We start from the raw sequence: 20,309 nt of genomic DNA, 5'->3' as shown, positions 1-20,309 counted from the left end.
GAGCACATCATGGCCAGTTCAATCATCACCTCAGCCAAGCGCGGCGCCTACCTGGCCATCGGTCTTTACCTGGCTCTGGTGCTGTTTGTAAGCATCGCCGCGCAAACCCAACACATCTTCGACGCACCGATCGAAGTCGCACACCCCGGCATCCAGTTCGAACACCGCGCAGACGTGCTGGTTGATCGTGCTGAACTCGCAGGAGTGAGCGGCGCATGAAAGGCTACAGACTCTGGGTCATCGCCGGTCTGGCATTGATGACCAATGGCGCGGCGTTACTCGGTTTTGGTCAAGGCTCGGTCGGTGCGCTGGCGCGGGCCATAGAGGCCAATCACAGCATTGCGCACAATATCGAACGGGCCAACTCCCAAGGGTTGCTGGCCGGCAATCCGCCGATCAAGACTGAGGTCGATTTTCTTGGGCCGTTTGAAGTGGATTGCATGGCACTGGGCATGTGCAACGCACTGGCCTGAAACACATTCCCTGTAGGAGCTGCCGCAGGCTGCGATCTTTTGATTTTGTTTTTAAGATCAAGATCAAAAGATCGCAGCCTTCGGCAGCTCCTACAGGGGTTATTTCTTCATGATGGAGGTGAAGAGGTTGGATTCGAGGAAGCGCTGTAGCCACGCCTGCAAGCGAACATAGGGCGTCTGCGCGAACCACTCGCGATCCACATGCGCAAACTGTCGAACGAACGGCAGCAACGCCACATCTGCAAGACACGGATGATCACTCAGCAAATAATCCCGACCTTCAAGCAACCCATCCAGCCGCTGCAGAAACACCGCCCCTTCGGCCCGATAAACCTCCATTGGCTGCTCGGGATAGCGCTCGGCGTATTTGTAGCGGTTCAAATGCACTTTGAACACTTGATCATTGGCTTCGATCAATTCGGCAATTCGTGAATCGCCATCGAGCAGCCAATCGTCCGGATCATGCTGCGCCAACGCCCAGCGCATGATCTCCAGGCTCTCGTCGATCACCCGGCCATCGGCCTCCAGCACCGGCACCGTGCCTTTGGGTGAAATCGCCAGCATCGCGGCCGGTTTGGCCTTGAGGCTGACTTCGACGATCTCCACCGCTACCCCCGAATAGCGCAGGGCCATTCGCGCGCGCATCGCGTAGGGGCAGCGGCGGAAGGAATACAGCGTGTTCATTTCACCTCCAGGGTGCTCAAGCCGTTGCCCTGGCGCTGCACCTGAATCTGCACCGGAATCCGCTCGTGCATTTCCTGCACGTGGGAAATCACCGCGACCTTGCGCCCCTGCGCCTGCAGGCCGTCGAGGGCATCCATGGCCAGTTGCAGCGATTCCGGATCGAGGCTGCCAAAGCCTTCGTCGATGAACAGCGATTCGATTTTCAGCGTGCTCGACGCCATCGAGGCCAGGCCCAGTGCGAGGGCCAGTGACACCAGAAAGGTCTCGCCGCCGGACAGCGAATGCACCGAGCGCAATTCATCGCCCATCTCGGTGTCCAGCACCAGCAGGCCGAGCATGCTGCCGCCGCGTTTCAGGCGATAGCGTTTGACCAGTTGGCGCAACTGCACGTTGGCGTGATGCACCAGCAGGTCGAGGTTGTAGGCCTGGGCGATCTTGCGGAAGGTGTCGCCGGTGGCCGAGCCGATCAACGCATTCAGGCGCGCCCAGCGCTGGTACTCGGCATAGGCGTCGGCGATCTGCTGTGCCAGCGCCTGATTGGCGTTCTGCCGGCGCTGATCTTCAGCTTGTTCTGCGCGCAATTCGGCGCACTGTTGCTCGCTCAGATTGAACTGGTTCTGCAGCTCGGCGAGGGCGCTGGCGAGTTGCTCGGCATCGAGATTGCCGTTGTGCTGCGCCTGATGATCGGCCAAGCGCTGATCGCGCTCCTGCAGCAGCACCTTGGCCTGTTCGATGGCTTTTTCGTTGTGCTGCAAGCGCTGGCGCAGTTCACTGAGCTGTGTGTCATCGACGCGAAGCAGATCTTCCAGACCGCCGTCATCCAGTTCCGGATGACGCCCGCGCCATTCGGCAATCTTCTGCGTCAGTTCGTCGTCTTCGCTTTGCAGTACCTGCAAGCGTTCCTGTTGCGCCTTGAGTTCGGCACTGATCTGCACCTGTTGCGTGCGCACGTTCTGCAGTTGCGCAGCGGTGCTGGTTTCGGCGTTGCGCGCTTGTTCCACAGCCTGTTCCAGCTGCTGCTGCCAGTGCTCGGCGCTGCTGTGCTCGCCCAGCAGCTGCGCGAGTTTTTCCTGACTGGCCTGTTGCTGCTCGGCCAGGGCGCTGAACTGCTGCTCGGCGCTTTGCAGCTGCTGGACGCGGCTGAGCTGGCGATCCTGTTCTTTCTCCAGGGTCTGCTGGCGCTGCTGCTGTTCGGCCAACTCTTCCTTCTGCTGCTCGACCTGCGCCAGACGCTCAGCAATCTGCCGATCCAGTTGCATGAAGGTTGCCGCCGGTTCAACGCGCAGGGCTTCGAGGGTGTCGGCCGGCAACAGGCTGGCGAACGCGGTGAGCTCTTCGTCGAGACGCTGACGGTCGCTGCTCAGTTCGCGCTGTTGATTGCTCAGGTGCTGCGCCGCTTGCTGATGCGCGGTTTCGGCGTTGCGCAGTTGCTGGGTCAGGCGCGCCGCGTCCTGTTGCAGGGTGAGCAGGGCGCTCTGGCGTTGTTCGTCCTGAGTGATGCTCTGGTTCAACTGATCGTTCTGCCGAGTCAGCCAGGCATCGCGCTTGTCGGCGTCCTGACTGAGCAACTGAGGCGCCAGCGGATGCGCCTCCAGACTCGGCGCCAATGCCTGCAACTGGGCGGTGAATTGTTCCTGCTGTTGCAGCAGCTCTTTCTGCCGGGCGATCACGCCACCGACTTCAGCGCGCAACTCGGTGAGTTTTTCCTTGAGCTGATCCACCGCGTGCTGCGCGCTGGCCTGCTCGGATTCATCGTGCCGGCCGAGGCTTTGCAGCAGCGCTTCCGGCTGATGATACGGGTGCTCGTGGCTGCCGCAGACCGGGCACGGCTGGTCGTCCTGCAACTGCGCGCGAAGCTCTTCGACACTGGCGCTGCGTGCCAGACGCTGGCGTTCGAGCAGTTCACGGGTGACGTTGAGGGTCTGTTCAGCGACGGTCAGCTCAGCCTTGGTTTTCACCCCGTCCTGGGTCAGGCGCTCGCGTTCCTGCTGCGCATCGAGCAGGCGCTGTTGCAGCTCGGCGCCGCGTTTTTCCAGCTCCTGCTGACTGGCCCAGAGCCGCGTCAGTTCTTCGATGGCGCGCAGCTGTTTGCGGTTGTCCTGCAACAGCGTGCCGAGGATGCCGATCTGTTCGGCGACGGCATTCGGCTCGGCGCCGGCCTCCTTGAACAGCACTTCCAGTTGTTGTTTTTGCGCGGCCAGCGTCTCGGCGCTAAGCGCAGCGTTCTGTTCGAGGGACGCCAGTTCGGCCTGCCCCTTGTTCAGGCGATTGCCGATCAGCATCAGCTGTTGCAGGCGATCGCGGTAGGCATTCCATGCATCGCTGAGCGGCGCCAGACCCGCACTCTGTTCCAGCCCGGCGGCGATTTTCTGCAGGCGTTCAGCGACCTCGGCCTGTTTCGCCTGCAAGGCTTGAATCGCGCTCTGGCCTTGCGTGCAGGCTTGCTCGGCGGACTGGCGGGCCTCGGCGCTGAGGGCGGTGTCCTTGGCGAGGCGGGCAAGGGTGCTTTGCTCGTCGAAGGCCTGACGCAGCAGCGGGGCACTTTCGCTGTGCCGCTGCTGCGCTTCGCTCAGGGCGATGTTTGCCGCATTGAGCGCCTGTTCCAGTTGCGTCTGGCGCTCGTTGAGCTCGCCGTGTTGCTGGGTATGCGCGGCAATCTGTGCCGCCAGCGGCGTCAGTTGCGCATCCAGTTCAGTCTTGCGCGCGAACTGGTGGCGTTGCGGCGCGAGTTGCTCCAGGCGCGTCAGCTTCAGGCGCTCGCCAGCCAGACCTTCCCACTGCTGCTGTGCACTCTGCAGTTGTTCGGCGGCCGCTTGTTGCGCATCCTGCAACTGGCGCAAATCCTTGAGCCAGCTGTGTTGTTGCTCCAGTTGTTTGAGCTGCGCCTGCTGCAACTTCAGCTGTTGCTGGGCGGCGTTGAAGCGTTCGTCCAGCTCGGCCCGCGCTTCGGGCGTCAGCGGAGTCACGCCAGTGGCCTGATCCTGCAACAGCTTGTGTGCTTCGCGGGCCTCTTTGGTCTTGTCGAACGCGCGGCGGCCGAGGCGAGTGTAGAGCGCGGTGTCGGTGAGTTTCTCCAGCAGTTCGCTGCGGTCGTTGTCGTCGGCCTTGAGAAACGCGCTGAACTCGCTCTGGGCCAGCAGCACGGCACGGGTGAATTGTTCGAAGTTCAGGCCCAGCGCGGCTTCGAGTTGAGTCTTGTATTCGCCTTTCTGACTGGCGAGCAGTTGATCCTGATCGATGTCGCGCAGGCTCTGCCGGCTGGCCTGCAACTTGCCGCCGGCCTTTTCCCGGGCACGGTTGGCTTCCCAGCGCGCGCGGTAACGGCGGCCATCGACGCCGACAAAATCCACTTCCGCGTAACCTTCACCGGTACCACGGCGCAGCAAGGTACGCGGGTCGCCGGTGGCGATTTCGCCGTCGGCATCCGGCACCTTGGCGTCACGGCCGGTGTTGTTCAGCCGTGGCACGGCGCCAAACAGTGCCAGGCACAAGGCGTCGAGCAAGGTACTTTTACCGGCGCCGGTCGGCCCGGTGATCGCGAACAGACCGGCACTGGCCAGCGGTTCGGCGGTGAAATCAATCTCGAACGGCCCGGCCAGCGAGGCGAGGTTCTTCAAACGAATGGCGAGAATCTTCATGGCTGCTCGCCCTCCAGTTGTACGTCCTGCAGCAGCTCGGCGAAGTCCTTGAGGGTTTGTTCATCGACCTCGTTGCCATAGTTGTCGAGCCAGGCACGGCTGAACAATTCCTGCGGGGTGAGTTGATCCAGCTCGACCAGCGCGCTGCCGTCGTCGCTGCCATCGGCGCCACGGTTGCCGGCGTATTCGGCGGCGATCCGCACCAGGCGCACGGCTTTGCCTTGCAAGGCGTTTTCCACCTGATGGCGCAGATCCGGCTGCGGCTCGTCGAGGGTGACGCGCACTTCCAGCCATGGCTGACGCTGGGTTTCAGCGAGCAGATCGATATTCGGCAGGTCAGCCAGTTGCAGCAGAATCTCCGCCAGCGGCGCCGGACCGATGCGTTGCAGGTTGACCGAGCGCGGGATCAGTTTCGGCTCGACGCTGACCAGGGTTTCGCCGTCGAGGGTGATGTCGAGAATCTGGTGTTGATAGCCGATCTCTGAAAACGACAGCGGAATCGGCGAGCCGCTGTAGCGAATGCGTTCTTCACCGTTGACCTTCTGCGGCTTGTGCAAATGGCCGAGGGCAACGTAACTGATGCTCGGCCCGAACAGGCTGGCGGGCAGCGCCTCGGCGTTACCGATGATCAGGCTGCGCTCGGAGTCTTCCGAGACCGAACCGCCGGCCATATGCGCGTGGCTGATGGCGACCAGCGCCTGACCCGGCTGGCGCTTGGCATTCGCCGCTTCGATCAGCCATTCATGCACCTGTCCGATACCGCGCAGATAGTCGTCGCCCAGATGCGCACCGGTCACTTCCGCCGGACGCAGGAACGGCAGCGCCAGGCACCACGCGGCGATTTCGCCTTGGGCATTGGGCAGTGGCAGCAGCAGCCGTTCGGCGTCGAGCTGACCGTCATCCAGCCACAACACCCGCCCCAGCGCATGGGTGCGCAAACGGCGCATCAACGGCGCGGGCAGCTCGATGCGCGAGCCGGAATCGTGGTTACCGGCAATCATCACGATGGTCAGCAACGGCTGCTGCTCGTGAGCACTGACGATGAAATCGTAGAGGCGTTCCTGGGCTTTGACCGGCGGGTTGACCGTGTCAAAGATGTCCCCGGCAATCAGCAGCACATCCGGCTGCGCCAGTTGCAATTGGCGCAGCAGCCATTCGAGAAAGCACGCATGCTCGAAATCGCGCTCCTGGCCATGCAGGTTTTGCCCAAGGTGCCAGTCGGAGGTGTGGAACAGACGCAAGGTGGACTCCGCTACAGAAAAAGGTGATGGCCGCAGGGGGAAATGACGGGCGGCTAAAGAAGAGGGGAGTTTACAGATTATTGGGGAGTCAGGGCTTGTCTGGGTAAGTCGAGGCTGGGCATTTCGGTGATGCCAGAAAGCGGTTATCTGGTGTTTGGCCATTATATTGATATCATTTGCCGCGAGCGCAGTACGCTTTCCGGATTTTAGAAAACCCAACGGTTTCCGATGAGGCTGTGCTTCTAAAATGGCCACAAGGCAAAGCTTGAACAGAAAAAGGACGCTTCAGTCATGCCAAAATTTGCTTGTGTCTGCGGTCATGTAATGAACCTGTCTTTGGGTACGTCCGATTTCGAGTTGTCTTTAGTCGCCGAGCAGAAGATAGATGAAATTGGCTGTGCGCTATCAAATCGTTGGCTGTCTGAAGACGAGTTCTACGAAACAATAGACCAAGGGGCTTTGACGGTTTATTGGTGCCAGACGTGCGGGCGGCTGCATGTGGATAAGGGCGATGGGAAATTTACTTCCTATATAAAGGAAGTAAATGAGCAAGTCGGGCCTGGACAGTAAGTTCACCTTGCAGGCATGGCAAAAGATTCTTGAAGGCTGGAGTACTTTCTGGAATTGCCAAAGGGTTCTGATCAGATTGTACTAGTCAAATTGCCATAGAAACGCTGCTGCCTGGCGTGCTACCTGAAGAAGAGCACAGGCAGGCTGAGTTAGAAGTTTCTTGAGAACGTAGTTTTGTCCCCGTTCTTTCAGTCCGGAGGTTAAAGAGTGATCACTGAAGATATAAAAAACATCCAGGAAATTTTCCAGCTGGTTGAGGCTGGAATTGTTCGGGGTTATGACGCTTTTCGATTCAGCGTTGAATGGGGGGGTAACTACATGGAGTCAGACCTCGCCGTTGAAAAAAATGGCTCAGAAATCTGGGATGCTGAAACGGATTACAACCATTCGAAAATCTATGCGCTTGTAGAAAAATTACACGAGCATGCAGTCGCTCGCGGTGAGCCCTGGAAATCTTTCGTTCTCTCCTATCGCGAAGGCGAACAAGTGAAAACGAAATTCAACTATTGATTCCGAATGTCCTCAGCATTTTTTACCTAAAGCAAAATCAAGAGATCGCAGCCTGCGGCAGCTCCTACAGAGATATGTGTAGGAGCTGCCGCAGGCTGCGATCTTTTGCTTTTTACTTCGGATAAAGCGGCGGCAACCCACTGTCACCCACCGGATCCTGCACCCGCTCCGCCGCCGGAATCGTGCGGATTGCCCGCCACAGATCTTCGCCTTGCCAATGCTGCCCGGTCTCGCTGTACAGCGCGCCATTGAGCCCGTCCAGCGCGTCGGACAACGGCACAAACCGCGCCGCCATATCCGCCAGTGTCTCCGGCTGCTGCCGCGCCCAGGCATCGAGTGCCTGCCGCGTCGCTTGCGGATCATTCGCCTGGCACGCCCGTTTGATGTCATCCAGCAACGTACGCGGGCTTGGGCCGGTCTGGGCGGCGCGATGCACCGCCGGTTGCCAGCGCGCACGCCACCACAGGCCGAAGCCGAGCAGGGTGGTACAGGCGAGGATCAGCGTGCTGAGCTTCCACCACCACAACACGTCGTTGTCGACGGCGTTGGCTTGCAGGGTGCCGGCCGGGGTGTCGACTTGCAGGCTCGGGTTGTTCGCCACCTGCAGGGTGCGCGCGGGCAGGCTGGTGTGTTCCAGATGATCTTCGAAGGTGTTCCACCAGACCACATCGACGGTGGGCAGCTCGATGCTGCCGCTGCGGCTGGGTACCAGCGCTTCGCGTTCTTCACGGCTGCCGATCAGGCCGCGCTCGCCGCTCTGGTTGCTCAGCACCGGTTGATCCGGGTAACGGCGCAGGCCGTTGGCTTCGGTGCCGGGCAGGGCCGGCAGCTGCGAGCTGGCCAGGCCTTCGACTTTCAGGGTCAGGCTGCGGGTCAGCGAGTCACCGACCTGAATGTGCTCCGGCTCCGGGTTCCAGCTTTCGCTCAGGCTCAGGCTGCGAGCGGGCAGCCACGGCGCATCGGCCGGATAGGTCAGCGGTTTCGGTTTGACCGTCAGGGCGATCTCGGCGGAATTGACCCGCAGCAATTTGCCCGGTTTCGGGCCTTGCGCGGTGGCGTCCTGGCTGGGCTGGGTGTCGACCAGCGTGGCGCTGAACGTCTGCGGGGCGATGAGCAGCAAGCCGCTGTGCTGCGGGTAGATCGCATAGCGCATCTCGATCACGCCATGGCGCACGCCTTTGATGTCTTTCTCATAGGTACGCATGTCGCCCAGCTGTTCGATCCGCGCATCGGCGATTTGCAGCGGGGTCAGGCTGCTGTCGTCGTACAGCGACACTGAATGGTAGATGCGCAGGGTCAGGATCGCCTGGGCTTGCACGTAAACGCTGGACTGATCGAGGCTGACCTCGATGAACACCGGGTTCGGGTTGCTTTTTTCTTCGCGAGTGTCGCTCTCGACCACTTGCACGGTGATCGGCTGGCTCTGCACGTCACCCAGTTGCAGCGGTGGAATGACCACGCTGCCATTCTCTTTCGGCAGCAGGGTGATGATCCAGCGCGTGGTGGCGCGGTTGTCGCCATTAAGCGTGTTCAACTGGTTGACCTGGCGCGTGCCGCGCACCTCGAACAACGGTTCCAGCGGGGTCAGGTCGGGCTTGCCGAACTGGGTGACGTCGCTGGTTTCGAGGGTGAGTTCGACCGTCTCGCCGGAGTTCAGGCGACTGCGATCCACGCTGGCCGTCAGCTCGGCCGCCTGGGCGGTGGCCGTGCAGAGCAGCAGGGGTAGCAAGAGGGCGCTGAAGCGGGTCATCGAGTTTTTTCCTGATCCTGATGTTGTTGCTGTTCGTACCAGAATTTGCGTCGCAGCAATTCGCCCGGGTTGTCCGGAATTTTGCCCAGCCATTGTTCCAGTGCCTGACGCTGTTCGCCTTCGAGGTTGTCCTCGGCCGGTTGCAGCGTCGGTGCCGTATTCGGTGCTTCTTCCGGCGGATTGCCCGGCACTTCGTCAGGGCCCGGCTGCGGGGGCGTGGTCGGCGGCTCGGTGGCCGACTCGCCGGGCTGAGCCTCGCTCGGGGTCTCGTTTTTGACCGTCGGTGGCGGCGCGGTCGCTGGCGGTGGTTCATCGCCGGGCACGTTCGGCTGGGCCGTTTGCGGTTGTGGTTCGGCCGGTGGCGGGGTGTTCTTCTGCTTGAGCAGGTTTTCCACCAGGGCCTTGTTAATCAGCGCCGGGCGCAAATCCGGTTGCAGTTCCAGCGCTTGCTCGTAGGCATCAATCGCCGCTTCCAGCTCGCCACTTTTCGCCAGCGCATTACCGCGATTGTAGTGGGCGCGGGCGTCGCTGCCTTCGGCGAAACGCTGAGCGGCGCCACTGTAATCGCCGGCCTCATACAACGCCAGCCCTTGCCACTGGTGATCTTCAAAGTGTTCGGCGGCCTCGGCCGGGCGCTTCTGCTTGAGCAAGTGCAAACCCTGTTGGTCAGGACGCAGCCACAGGTCTTCGAAGTCGAAAGCGTAGCTCGGCTGCGGCAAGCACAGCAGCAGCGGCAGGCAGAATAACCAGCCACGCCGTCCAGCACACGCGGCGAGCAGCAACAGCGGCAACAACAGCCAGTAACCCTGATCGGCCCAGGTGTCCAGACGCACAGTCTGACCATCGTTGCGCAGGCTGCGCGGGCCATCGAGCAGGCCGAGGGCGCGCAAGTCGGATTCGTCCAGACGCGCGCTGTGGTATTCACCGCCGACGCTGGCGAGGAACGCGCCGAGGCCCGGGCTGTCGAGCTGCGGCACGCGAATCGCGCCTTGTTCATCCTTGAGGAAACTGCCGTCCTCCTGAGCGATGGGCGCGCCTTCAGCGGTGCCGATGCCGAGCATCAATAGTTGTGCTGACTGCTCGCCGAGGGCTCGACGAATACCTTGGCGTTCTTCCTCGGTCAGCGAGGAGCCGATCAGCAGAATTCGCCCCTGACCGAGTGCGCCTTGCTTGAGCAAGGCCAGTGCCTTGCTTATGCCGAGATCAGCGCGATGGCCGCTTTCCGGCATCAGCGACGGTTTGAGCGCGTCGAGCAGATTGCGACTGGTCGCCAGGTCATCCGACAGCGGTACCAGCGTGTGCGCGCTGCCAGCGTAGACGACGATCGCGGTCTGCGCATCGCTGCGCGCCTGCAACAGGTCAAACAGCTTGCGCCGGGCCTGTTCCAGTCGCGTTGGCGGTGAGTCGGTGGCGAGCATTTCCGGGGTCAGTTCCAGAACGACGACCAGCGGGTCGGCGGGTTTCTGGCTGGTCTGTTCGACACGTTCCCAACTGGGGCCGAGCAGGGCGATGAGGGTCAGCAGCCACGCCACGCCGAGGGCGACCCACGGCAGCTTGCTGGCGCGGCCATTGCCGCCGCTGAGCAGCGTCGAGTGGAACGCCGGCGGCAGAATCATCTGCCAGCGTCCGGCGCGTTTCTGCCGGTGCCAGAGTTGCCAGATCAGCCAGCCGAGCAGCGGCAGGAGCAGCAGCCACCAGGGGCGGAACCAGTGCGGCCAGAGCACGATCATCGACGCCTCCGCAAACGCAGGCGCTTGAGACGCTCACGCCAGTCAGGCAACGGACTTTGCAGATACAGCTCCTTGGTAAACAGGCGTTGCAGCGGGTTATCCGGCCACAATTCGCGGGCGACCAGCAACAGGCTCAGCAGCAGGGCCAACGCCAGCGGCCACTGATACAAGGCTTGCGCCGGGCGCGCCTGGGTCGGTTGCTGGGTCACCGGTTCAAGTTGATCGAGGGTGTCCCGGATCGCTTGCAGCTCTTTGCCGTCGCGGGCGCGGAAGTATTGGCCGCCGGTGGCTGCGGCAATCGCCTTGAGCGCCGGCTCGTCGAGGTCCAGGCTCGGATTGACCCCAAGCAGCCCGGTGCTGCCACTGTCTTCCGGGTCCGCACCAATGCCGATCGGGTAGATTTTCACCCCTTCGCTGGCGGCCAGTTTTGCTGCGGTCAACGGATCGATTTCGCCACCGTTGTTGGCACCGTCGGTGACCAGAATCAACACCCGGCTTTGCGCCGGACGCAGGCGCAGACGCTTGAGCGCCAGACCGATCGCGTCGCCGATGGCGGTGTTCTTGCCGGCAATGCCGATGCGCGCTTCATCAAGCCAGACGCGCACGGTGTGGCGGTCAAACGTCAGCGGTGCCTGCAGGTACGCCTGACTGCCGAACAGGATCAGACCGACGCGGTCGCCATCGCGGCTTTCGAGGAAATCCCCGAGCAGATGCTGAACCAGCGACAAGCGACTGACGTCTTCGTCCTGCCACTGCATGTCGGGAAAATCCATCGAACCGGACACGTCCACCGCCACCAGCAGATCACGGCCGCTGGCGGCAATCGGCAATGGTTCGCCGAGCCATTGCGGGCGGGCGGCGGCGCTCAGCAATAATAGCCACAGCAACAGAAACGGCGCCTGCTGGCGCCACGCCGGCAGGTTGGCGCGGGCCCGGCGACGGGCGAGGCCTTCGAGGTCCGAGAGAAAACTGACGCGCAAGGCCGGCTCGCCGCTGTCGGCCACCGGCAACACCAGACGCATCAGCCACGGCAGCGGCAGCAGCACGAAGATCCACGGCCAGGCGAACTCAAACATGCTTGCGAATCCAGGTGTCGACGGCTTGGGTCAGGCCGGCGATGGCTTTGTCGTCGAGTTTGCATTCCGGTTTGTAGGCGCCTTCGACCAGCACCATCCAGCGCGTCAGACCGGCCGCCGGGCAGCGGTTGTCGAGGAACGCCAGCCATTTGCGGCCATTGAGGGTGTGGCTCTGGCTGTAGGGGTAGTGGTTGCGGCACAGGCGTTTGAGCAGTCCGTTGAGCTGCTGCAGCCAGGCCCCGGCCGGTGCGCCGTCGTAGGGTTTGGGCATTTGTGCCAGTTCGGCCAGCGCGGCGATGCGCACCGGATCGAGCGGCTGTTCGGCGCGTACGATCGGGCGTTTCTTGACCGGAATGAACCGGCGCAAACGCCACGCCGCGAACCCGAGCAGCGGCAGCAATAACAGCAGCAGCCACCAGCCCGGCGCTGGCGGCCAAAAGTCGATCGGCGGTGGCGAAATCAGCGGTTGCAGTTGCTCGAGGCCGTTCATCGACTGCTCCCCGGGCGCTGCGGATTGAGGAACTCGCGCATCTGCTCGACCATTTCGCTTTGCGTGCTCAATGGCATCAGCAGCACCCGCAGTTTTTGCGCGAGCAATTCCCAGCGGGCGATACGGGCTTCGGCCTGAGCGCGATAGGTCTGGCGCAGCTCGAAAGTCAGCGTGTCGAGCTCCAGTTGTGCGCCCCTTTCCGCGAATCTGAGCAGCCCGGCGGCGGGCAGGGCGTGGTCCAGTGGATCGGACAGCGGCAGCATCAGCAGGTCGCAATGGCGCGCCAGCAGGCTCAGTTGCTGCTCGGCGCTGTCGGTCAGCGCGCGCTCGTCACAGATGACGATCACCAGACTGCCCGGGCGCAACACTTCGCGCGCCCGGCGCAGCGCCACGCCGAGGGCGTCGCGGTCCGGCTCGCGTTCGCTGTGCAGCGACTGATTGACCTTGACCAGGCGATTGAGCAGTTGCAGCAGGCTCTGCTTGCTGCGGCGCGGTTTGATTTCGTAATGCTCGTTGTCGCCGAACACCAGCCCGCCAACCCGATCATTGTGCCCCAGCGCGGCCCAGCCGATCAGCGCCGCCGCTTGCGCCGCCAGCACTGACTTGAACATCAGCCCGGAGCCGAAAAACAGCCGCGTGCTTTGCTCGACCATGATGAAAATCGGTCGTTCGCGCTCCTCGTGGAACAGCTTGGTGTGCGGCTCCTGGGTGCGCGCGGTCACGCGCCAGTCGATGGTGCGCACGTCGTCGCCGGCCTGATACACCCGCACCTGATCGAAGTCGACCCCGCGTCCGCGGAATTTCGAGTGATGCAGGCCGATCAGCGGGCTGCGCTGACTTGGCGTGGAAAACAACTGCACTTCGCGCACGCGGTGACGCATCTCGATCAGGTCAGTGAGGCTGATGCGGATGCCCGGTTCGGACGGCAGGGGGGCGTTCATGGGGGTCAAGCGACGGCTACGACGTCGAGAATCCGCTGCACCACCCGATCCTGGTCGATGCCGGCGGCTTCGGCTTCAAACGACAGAATGATGCGGTGACGCAACACGTCGAACAGCACCGCCTGAATGTCTTCCGGGCTGACGAAGTCGCGACCCGCCAGCCAGGCGTGAGCCCGGGCGCAACGGTCGAGGGCAATAGAGCCGCGTGGACTGGCGCCGTAGGCGATCCACTCGGCCATTTCCGGGTCGAACTTGGCCGGGGTGCGCGTGGCCATGACCAGTTGCACCAGGTATTCCTCCACGGCGTCGGCCATGTACAGACCGAGGATTTCCTTGCGCGCGGCGAAGATCGCTTGTTGGCTGACCCGGCGTTCAGGCTTGGTTTCGCCGTTGAGCGCTTCACCACGGGCCTGCTGCAGGATCCGGCGTTCGACGGCGGCGTCCGGGAAACCGATCTTGACGTGCATCAGGAAGCGGTCGAGCTGAGCCTCCGGCAGCGGATAGGTGCCTTCTTGCTCGATCGGGTTCTGCGTGGCCATCACCAGAAACAGCGGCGACAGCTCGTAAGTGCTGCGCCCGACGCTGACCTGACGCTCGGCCATGGCTTCGAGCAGCGCCGATTGCACCTTGGCCGGGGCCCGGTTGATTTCGTCCGCCAATACCAGGTTGTGGAAGATCGGCCCTTGCTGGAACACGAAACTGCCGGTTTCCGGGCGATAGATCTCGGTGCCGGTGATGTCGGCCGGCAGCAGATCGGGAGTGAACTGGATGCGATGGAACTGGGCTTCGATGCCCTCGGCGAGTTCTTTGATCGCTTTGGTCTTGGCCAGACCCGGAGCGCCTTCGACCAGCATGTGGCCGTCGGCGAGCAGGGCAATGAGCAAACGCTCGATGAGTTTTTCCTGGCCGAGAATCTGCGTTGAAAGAAAGGTTCGCAGCGCCAGCAGCGCTTCACGATGTTCCATCGGTGACTGTTCCTGGAAAGGGTGGCCGCAGGCGTTCGGATAACGCCGGGGCTGGGGGCGTTACTTTAATCCATCGAGGGGGGTGGCGACTAACGGCATTTTGCGCAAAGTGCGGGAAATGACCGGGGGATTTGTTGGAATTTTGTAGCAGGGGAGTGGTGAGGTGGCAGTTCTGGCCCCATCGCTGGCAAGCCAGCTCCCACAGGTATCAGCGGTGCGAATGCGATTTATGCAACACATCGCTCTCTGTGGGAGCTGGCTTGCCAGCGAAGAGGCCGGCTCAGTCACCCTTAAATCTGGCTGATATAGGTCCCGGTGCCATCCAGAATGTTCTTCAGGGTTTCCTCAACCTCATCCAGATCCACCATGGCCGGATTGAAAGTGATCTCCAGCACATCATCGCCATTCAGCGCATCGGCATCCGCCGCCGCGATCTCGATCTTCAGCAGCGTCTTGCCCAGGGTGACTTTCACCCCGTCGAGGGTCGAAGGCTCGCCATCCAGGGTGATCTCCAGCTCGTCCTCGTCCGGATAACGGCTCATCAGAAACATCTCGCCCTTGTCGCTATGGCAGCAGAGCATGGCCATGTTGTCTTCTTCGTCGTCGCATGGGTTGACGATCAGTAGGGCGGTGTTCATTTGCATGGGGGAATTCCTGCCTCGGCGGGCGTGTTGGTCGCAATTGGGCGCGATTCTGCCAGCCCTCGGGAATTTCTGCATGTGAGAGTGTCAGAGGATGTGTCGCGAACGCGACACAGGTCAATGGTCACTTCTGGCACAGATGTACCGTAAATACGGGCATTCAAGCCGCCGTTTTGCGCCATGACTGCTAGTGTTTACCGTTGCCAAAGCCTTGGTTTACGTGCCAATGACCGAATATGTCGCAGCACCGCAAGCAGACACATTGTCGCACCCATTAAGCTGCGCAACGGATGAGCACCCGTAAAGACATTGTCGGCGGCCTCGACAGTCGTTTTTGCAGATGCCCATTCAATGGAAGGTGAATGTGACCTGAGTGTCTCGTCCAGCTTCACCCACCTGTCCCCCTGTTTCCTCTGCCCGAGATTCAGGAACAGGGCGACACAAGCCCCGCAAGGGGTGTTGCACGCGACGCTTTCCATCAATAACAAGCTTAAGCGGAGTACCACAGATGGCGTTCTTCACCGCAGCCAGCAAAGCCGACTTCCAGCACCAACTGCAAGCGGCACTGGCGCAGCACATCAGTGAACAGGCACTGCCACAAGTGGCGCTGTTCGCTGAACAATTCTTCGGCATCATTTCCCTGGACGAGCTGACTCAACGTCGCCTCTCCGACCTCGCTGGCTGTACTCTTTCCGCGTGGCGCCTGCTTGAGCGCTTCGATCACGCGCAACCGCAAGTGCGCGTCTACAACCCTGATTACGAGCGTCATGGCTGGCAGTCGACCCACACCGCGGTCGAAGTGCTGCACCACGACCTGCCGTTCCTGGTCGACTCGGTCCGCACCGAGCTGAACCGTCGCGGCTACAGCATCCACACCCTGCAGACCACCGTGCTCAGCGTGCGTCGTGGCAGCAAGGGCGAGCTGCTGGAAATCCTGCCAAAAGGCAGTACCGGCGAAGGCGTGCTGCACGAGTCGCTGATGTACCTGGAAATCGACCGCTGCGCCAACGCGGCCGAACTGAATGTGCTGAGCAAAGAGCTGGAGCAGGTGCTCGGTGAAGTGCGCGTCGCGGTCGCTGATTTCGAGCCGATGAAGGCCAAGGTGCAGGAGATCCTCACCAAGCTCGATCACAGCGCATTCGCCGTCGACGCCGACGAAAAGAGCGAAATCAAGAGCTTCCTGGAATGGCTGGTGGGCAACCACTTCACCTTCCTCGGCTACGAAGAGTTCACCGTTGTCGATCAGGCCGATGGCGGCCATATCGAATACGACCAGAATTCCTTCCTCGGCCTGACCAAGCTGCTGCGCACCGGCCTGACCAACGAAGACCGTCACATCGAAGACTACGCGGTGAACTACCTGCGCGAACCGACCCTGCTGTCGTTCGCCAAGGCTGCGCACCCGAGCCGTGTACACCGTCCGGCCTACCCGGACTACGTGTCGATCCGTGAAATCGACGCCGACGGTAAAGTCATCAAGGAACACCGCTTCATGGGCCTGTACACCTCCTCGGTGTATGGCGAGAGCGTGCGGGTCATCCCGTTCATCCGCCGCAAGGTCGAAGAAATCGAACGCCGCTCCGGCTTCCAGTCCAAGGCTCACCTGGGCAAGGAACTGGCACAGGTGCTCGAAGTGCTGCCGCGTGATGACCTGTTCCAGACCCCGGTCGACGAACTGTTCAGCACCGTGATGTCGATCGTGCAGATCCAGGAACGCAACAAGATCCGCGTGTTCCTGCGCAAAGACCCGTACGGTCGCTTCTGCTACTGCCTGGCCTACGTGCCGCGCGACATCTATTCCACCGAAGTGCGCCAGAAGATCCAGCAGGTGCTGATGGAGCGCCTGAAGGCCACCGACTGCGAGTTCTGGACCTTCTTCTCCGAGTCCGTGCTGGCTCGCGTGCAGTTGATCCTGCGTGTTGATCCGAAGAACCGCATCGACATCGATCCGCTGCTGCTGGAAAAAGAAGTGGTACAGGCCTGCCGCAGCTGGCAGGACGACTACGCTGCCCTGACCGTCGAAAGCTTCGGCGAAGCCCACGGCACCAACGTGCTGGCGGACTTCCCGAAAGGCTTCCCGGCCGGCTACCGCGAGCGTTTCGCGGCGCATTCGGCCGTGGTCGACATGCAGCACCTGCTGAGCCTGAACGAAAAAAATCCGCTGGTGATGAGCTTCTATCAGCCGCTGGGTCAGGTGTCTGGTCAGCGCGAGCTGCATTGCAAGCTGTACCACGCCGACACCCCGCTGGCACTGTCCGACGTGTTGCCGATTCTGGAAAACCTCGGCCTGCGCGTGCTGGGTGAGTTCCCGTACCGTCTGCGTCACACCAATGGCCGCGAGTTCTGGATTCACGACTTCGCGTTCACCGCAGCCGAAGGTCTGGACCTCGACATCCAGCAACTCAACGACACCCTGCAGGACGCGTTCGTCCACATCGTGCGTGGCGATGCCGAGAACGATGCGTTCAACCGTCTGGTGCTGACCGCCGGTCTGCCGTGGCGCGACGTGGCGCTGCTGCGCGCCTACGCCCGTTACCTGAAGCAGATTCGTCTGGGCTTCGACCTGGGTTACATCGCCAGCACCCTGAACAACCACACCGACATCGCTCGCGAGCTGACCCGGTTGTTCAAGACCCGTTTCTACCTGGCGCGCAAGCTGGGCAGCGATGATCTGGAAGACAAGCAACAGCGTCTGGAACAGGCGATTCTGACCGCACTGGACGATGTTCAGGTGCTCAACGAAGACCGCATCCTGCGTCGTTACCTGGACCTGATCAAAGCCACCCTGCGCACCAACTTCTATCAGACTGACGCCAACGGCCAGAACAAGTCGTACTTCAGCTTCAAGTTCAACCCGCACGCAATCCCTGAGCTGCCGAAGCCAGTACCGAAGTTCGAAATCTTCGTGTACTCGCCACGCGTCGAAGGCGTGCACCTGCGCTTCGGCAACGTGGCGCGTGGTGGCCTGCGCTGGTCCGACCGTGAAGAAGACTTCCGTACCGAAGTCCTCGGCCTGGTAAAAGCCCAGCAAGTGAAGAACTCGGTCATTGTGCCGGTGGGGGCGAAGGGCGGCTTCCTGCCGCGTCGCCTGCCACTGGGCGGCAGCCGTGACGAGATCGCGGCCGAGGGCATCGCCTGCTACCGCATCTTCATCTCCGGTCTGCTGGACATCACCGACAACCTGAAAGACGGCGCGCTGGTACCGCCGGCCAACGTCGTGCGGCATGACGACGATGACCCGTACCTGGTGGTGGCCGCGGACAAGGGCACTGCGACCTTCTCCGACATCGCCAACGGCATCGCCATCGACTACGGCTTCTGGCTGGGTGACGCGTTCGCCTCCGGTGGTTCCGCCGGTTACGACCACAAGAAAATGGGCATCACCGCCAAGGGCGCGTGGGTCGGCGTACAGCGCCACTTCCGCGAGCGTGGCATCAATGTCCAGGAAGACAGCATCACGGTGGTCGGCGTCGGTGACATGGCCGGTGACGTATTCGGTAACGGCCTGTTGATGTCCGACAAGCTGCAACTGGTTGCCGCGTTCAACCACATGCACATCTTCATCGATCCGAACCCGAACCCGGCCACCAGCTTCGTCGAGCGTCAGCGCATGTTCGATCTGCCGCGTTCGGCCTGGACCGACTACGACACCAGCATCATGTCCGAAGGCGGCGGCATCTTCTCGCGCAGCGCGAAGAGCATCGCCATCTCGCCGCAGATGAAAGAACGCTTCGACATCAAGGCCGACAAGCTGACCCCGACCGAGCTGCTGAACGCCTTGCTCAAGGCGCCGGTGGATCTGCTGTGGAACGGCGGTATCGGTACTTACGTGAAAGCCAGCAGCGAAAGCCATGCTGACGTCGGCGACAAGGCCAACGATGCACTGCGCGTCAACGGCAACGAGCTGCGCTGCAAAGTCGTGGGCGAGGGCGGTAACCTCGGCATGACCCAGCTGGGTCGTGTGGAATTCGGTCTCAATGGCGGCGGTTCCAACACCGACTTCATCGACAACGCCGGTGGCGTGGACTGCTCCGACCACGAAGTGAACATCAAGATCCTGCTGAACGAAGTGGTTCAGGCCGGCGACATGACCGACAAGCAACGCAACCAGTTGCTGGCGAGCATGACCGACGAAGTCGGTGGTCTGGTGCTGGGCAACAACTACAAGCAGACCCAGGCCCTGTCCCTGGCGGCGCGTCGTGCCTACGAGCGCATTGCCGAGTACAAGCGTCTGATGAGCGATCTGGAAGGCCGTGGCAAGCTGGACCGTGCCATCGAGTTCCTGCCGACCGAGGAGCAGATCAACGAGCGCGTTGCGGCAGGCCATGGTCTGACCCGTCCCGAGCTGTCGGTGCTGATCTCGTACAGCAAGATCGACCTCAAGGAACAGCTGCTGAACTCGCTGGTGCCGGACGACGACTACCTGACCCGCGACATGGAAACGGCGTTCCCGCCGACCCTGGTCAGCAAGTTCTCCGAAGCCATGCGTCGTCACCGTCTGAAGCGTGAGATCGTCAGCACCCAGATCGCCAACGATCTGGTCAACCACATGGGCATCACCTTCGTTCAGCGACTCAAAGAGTCGACCGGCATGAGCCCGGCGAACGTGGCCGGCGCCTACGTGATCGTGCGTGACATCTTCCACCTCCCGCACTGGTTCCGTCAGATCGAAGCACTGGACTATCAGGTCTCCGCTGACGTGCAACTGGAGCTGATGGACGAGCTGATGCGTCTGGGCCGTCGCGCTACCCGCTGGTTCCTGCGTGCCCGTCGCAACGAGCAGAACGCTGCCCGTGACGTCGCGCACTTCGGTCCGCACCTCAAGGAGCTGGGTCTGAAGCTCGACGAACTGCTGAGCGGCGAAATCCGTGAAAACTGGCAGGCGCGTTATCAGGCTTACGTCGCAGCCGGTGTGCCGGAGTTGCTGGCGCGTATGGTGGCGGGTACCTCGCACCTGTACACGCTGCTGCCGATCATCGAAGCGTCCGACGTCACTGGCCAGGATCCGGCCGAAGTGGCCAAGGCCTACTTCGCCGTGGGCAGTGCGCTGGACATCACCTGGTACCTGCAACAGATCAGCGCGCTGCCGGTTGAAAACAACTGGCAGGCTCTGGCCCGTGAAGCGTTCCGTGATGATGTGGACTGGCAGCAACGTGCGATCACCATCTCCGTCCTGCAACAGGGCGACGGCACCCAGGACGTGGAAGCACGTCTGGCGCTGTGGATGGCACAACACGAAGGCATGATCGAACGCTGGCGCGCCATGCTGGTGGAAATCCGTGCTGCGAGCGGCACGGACTACGCCATGTACGCCGTTGCCAACCGTGAGCTGCTGGACCTCGCGTTGAGCGGGCAGGCGGTGGTGCCTGCGGCTGCTGCGAATGCCGAGTTTGAACCGGCCTGAGTAGTGGTTGAATGAAAAAGCCCCGGTGTCGTGAGATGCCGGGGCTTTTTTATGCTCGTTGATCCGCTCCCTGTAGGAGCTGCCGAAGGCTGCGATCTTTTGATTTTAAAAGTCAAAAGATCGCAGCCTTCGGCAGCTCCTACAGGGTTTGAGTGTCACCACAAATCCTGTGGGAGCTGGCTTGCCAGCGATGAGG

At 61.8% G+C, this 20,309-nt stretch carries 15 protein-coding genes; 5 read left to right on the top strand and 10 right to left on the bottom strand.

Translation table 11 applies throughout. The features are described from left to right. Nucleotides 1–9: 9 nt before the first annotated feature. Nucleotides 10–219, top strand: a complete 210-nt coding sequence (locus HXW87_RS19235; RefSeq protein WP_182401286.1) for a hypothetical protein — start codon at nucleotides 10–12, stop codon at nucleotides 217–219. Next, nucleotides 216–473, top strand: a complete 258-nt coding sequence (locus HXW87_RS19230; protein WP_239777502.1) for a hypothetical protein — start codon at nucleotides 216–218, stop codon at nucleotides 471–473. Before HXW87_RS19235 ends, HXW87_RS19230 begins: the two co-directional genes overlap by 4 nt. Nucleotides 474–572: 99 nt before the next feature. On the opposite strand, the gene HXW87_RS19225 is transcribed toward HXW87_RS19230, so the two are convergent. From HXW87_RS19225 to HXW87_RS19215, 3 genes are read right to left on the bottom strand one after another with little or no spacing between them, the layout of a single operon-like run. After that, nucleotides 573–1,157, bottom strand: a complete 585-nt coding sequence (locus HXW87_RS19225; RefSeq protein ID WP_239777501.1) for a glutathione S-transferase — start codon at nucleotides 1,155–1,157, stop codon at nucleotides 573–575. Beyond that, on the bottom strand, nucleotides 1,154–4,795 hold the full coding sequence (locus HXW87_RS19220) for an AAA family ATPase (protein ID WP_239777500.1): 3,642 nt from the start codon (nucleotides 4,793–4,795) through the stop codon (nucleotides 1,154–1,156). The genes HXW87_RS19225 and HXW87_RS19220 overlap by 4 nt, the downstream gene beginning before the upstream one ends. Then, nucleotides 4,792–6,036 (bottom strand): exonuclease SbcCD subunit D C-terminal domain-containing protein, encoded by a 1,245-nt coding sequence (locus tag HXW87_RS19215; RefSeq protein ID WP_239777499.1) that lies wholly within the window; start codon nucleotides 6,034–6,036, stop codon nucleotides 4,792–4,794. Before HXW87_RS19215 ends, HXW87_RS19220 begins: the two co-directional genes overlap by 4 nt. Before the next feature lie 291 nt (nucleotides 6,037–6,327). Between HXW87_RS19215 and HXW87_RS19210 the strand changes: the two genes are divergently transcribed. Together HXW87_RS19210 and HXW87_RS19205 are read left to right on the top strand one after the other, a co-directional pair. Beyond that, nucleotides 6,328–6,606 carry a hypothetical protein gene (locus HXW87_RS19210; RefSeq protein WP_239777498.1) on the top strand — a complete coding sequence of 93 codons (279 nt, stop codon included), beginning with the start codon at nucleotides 6,328–6,330 and terminating at the stop codon, nucleotides 6,604–6,606. Between the two features lie 207 nt (nucleotides 6,607–6,813). Beyond that, the gene (locus HXW87_RS19205) at nucleotides 6,814–7,116 is read left to right on the top strand and encodes a hypothetical protein (RefSeq protein ID WP_182401501.1); all 303 of its coding nucleotides are present in this window, start codon (nucleotides 6,814–6,816) and stop codon (nucleotides 7,114–7,116) included. A 112-nt stretch (nucleotides 7,117–7,228) separates the two neighbouring features. Here the strand turns inward: HXW87_RS19205 and HXW87_RS19200 are convergent, their stop codons facing one another. From HXW87_RS19200 to HXW87_RS19170, 7 genes are all read right to left on the bottom strand, one after another. Further along, complete coding sequence (locus HXW87_RS19200) at nucleotides 7,229–8,866, bottom strand: BatD family protein (RefSeq protein ID WP_239777497.1); 1,638 nt, start codon at nucleotides 8,864–8,866, stop codon at nucleotides 7,229–7,231. After that, nucleotides 8,863–10,596, bottom strand: coding sequence for a tetratricopeptide repeat protein (locus HXW87_RS19195; RefSeq protein WP_239777496.1), 1,734 nt, complete (start codon nucleotides 10,594–10,596; stop codon nucleotides 8,863–8,865). Before HXW87_RS19195 ends, HXW87_RS19200 begins: the two co-directional genes overlap by 4 nt. Further along, nucleotides 10,593–11,672, bottom strand: a complete 1,080-nt coding sequence (locus tag HXW87_RS19190; protein ID WP_095666791.1) for a VWA domain-containing protein — start codon at nucleotides 11,670–11,672, stop codon at nucleotides 10,593–10,595. Before HXW87_RS19190 ends, HXW87_RS19195 begins: the two co-directional genes overlap by 4 nt. After that, on the bottom strand, nucleotides 11,665–12,162 hold the full coding sequence (locus HXW87_RS19185) for a DUF4381 domain-containing protein (RefSeq protein ID WP_047293910.1): 498 nt from the start codon (nucleotides 12,160–12,162) through the stop codon (nucleotides 11,665–11,667). Before HXW87_RS19185 ends, HXW87_RS19190 begins: the two co-directional genes overlap by 8 nt. Further along, nucleotides 12,159–13,103, bottom strand: coding sequence for a DUF58 domain-containing protein (locus HXW87_RS19180; protein ID WP_239777495.1), 945 nt, complete (start codon nucleotides 13,101–13,103; stop codon nucleotides 12,159–12,161). The genes HXW87_RS19185 and HXW87_RS19180 overlap by 4 nt, the downstream gene beginning before the upstream one ends. A 5-nt stretch (nucleotides 13,104–13,108) precedes the next feature. After that, nucleotides 13,109–14,068, bottom strand: a complete 960-nt coding sequence (locus tag HXW87_RS19175) for a MoxR family ATPase (RefSeq protein ID WP_003218556.1) — start codon at nucleotides 14,066–14,068, stop codon at nucleotides 13,109–13,111. 290 nt (nucleotides 14,069–14,358) lie between these two features. After that, nucleotides 14,359–14,712: a hypothetical protein gene (locus HXW87_RS19170; RefSeq protein ID WP_239777494.1), complete on the bottom strand. Its 354-nt coding sequence runs from the start codon at nucleotides 14,710–14,712 to the stop codon at nucleotides 14,359–14,361. A 505-nt stretch (nucleotides 14,713–15,217) separates the two neighbouring features. Here HXW87_RS19170 and HXW87_RS19165 point away from each other — a divergent pair. Continuing rightward, nucleotides 15,218–20,113 carry an NAD-glutamate dehydrogenase gene (locus tag HXW87_RS19165; RefSeq protein ID WP_239777493.1) on the top strand — a complete coding sequence of 1,632 codons (4,896 nt, stop codon included), beginning with the start codon at nucleotides 15,218–15,220 and terminating at the stop codon, nucleotides 20,111–20,113. Nucleotides 20,114–20,309 lie beyond the last annotated feature (196 nt).

It is taken from the genome of Pseudomonas sp. Y5-11 (assembly GCF_022368695.1).
Lineage (GTDB): Bacteria > Pseudomonadota > Gammaproteobacteria > Pseudomonadales > Pseudomonadaceae > Aquipseudomonas > Aquipseudomonas parakoreensis.
Note: the sequence above shows the minus strand (reverse complement) of the source record. Positions and strands in the feature narration are given on the sequence as shown.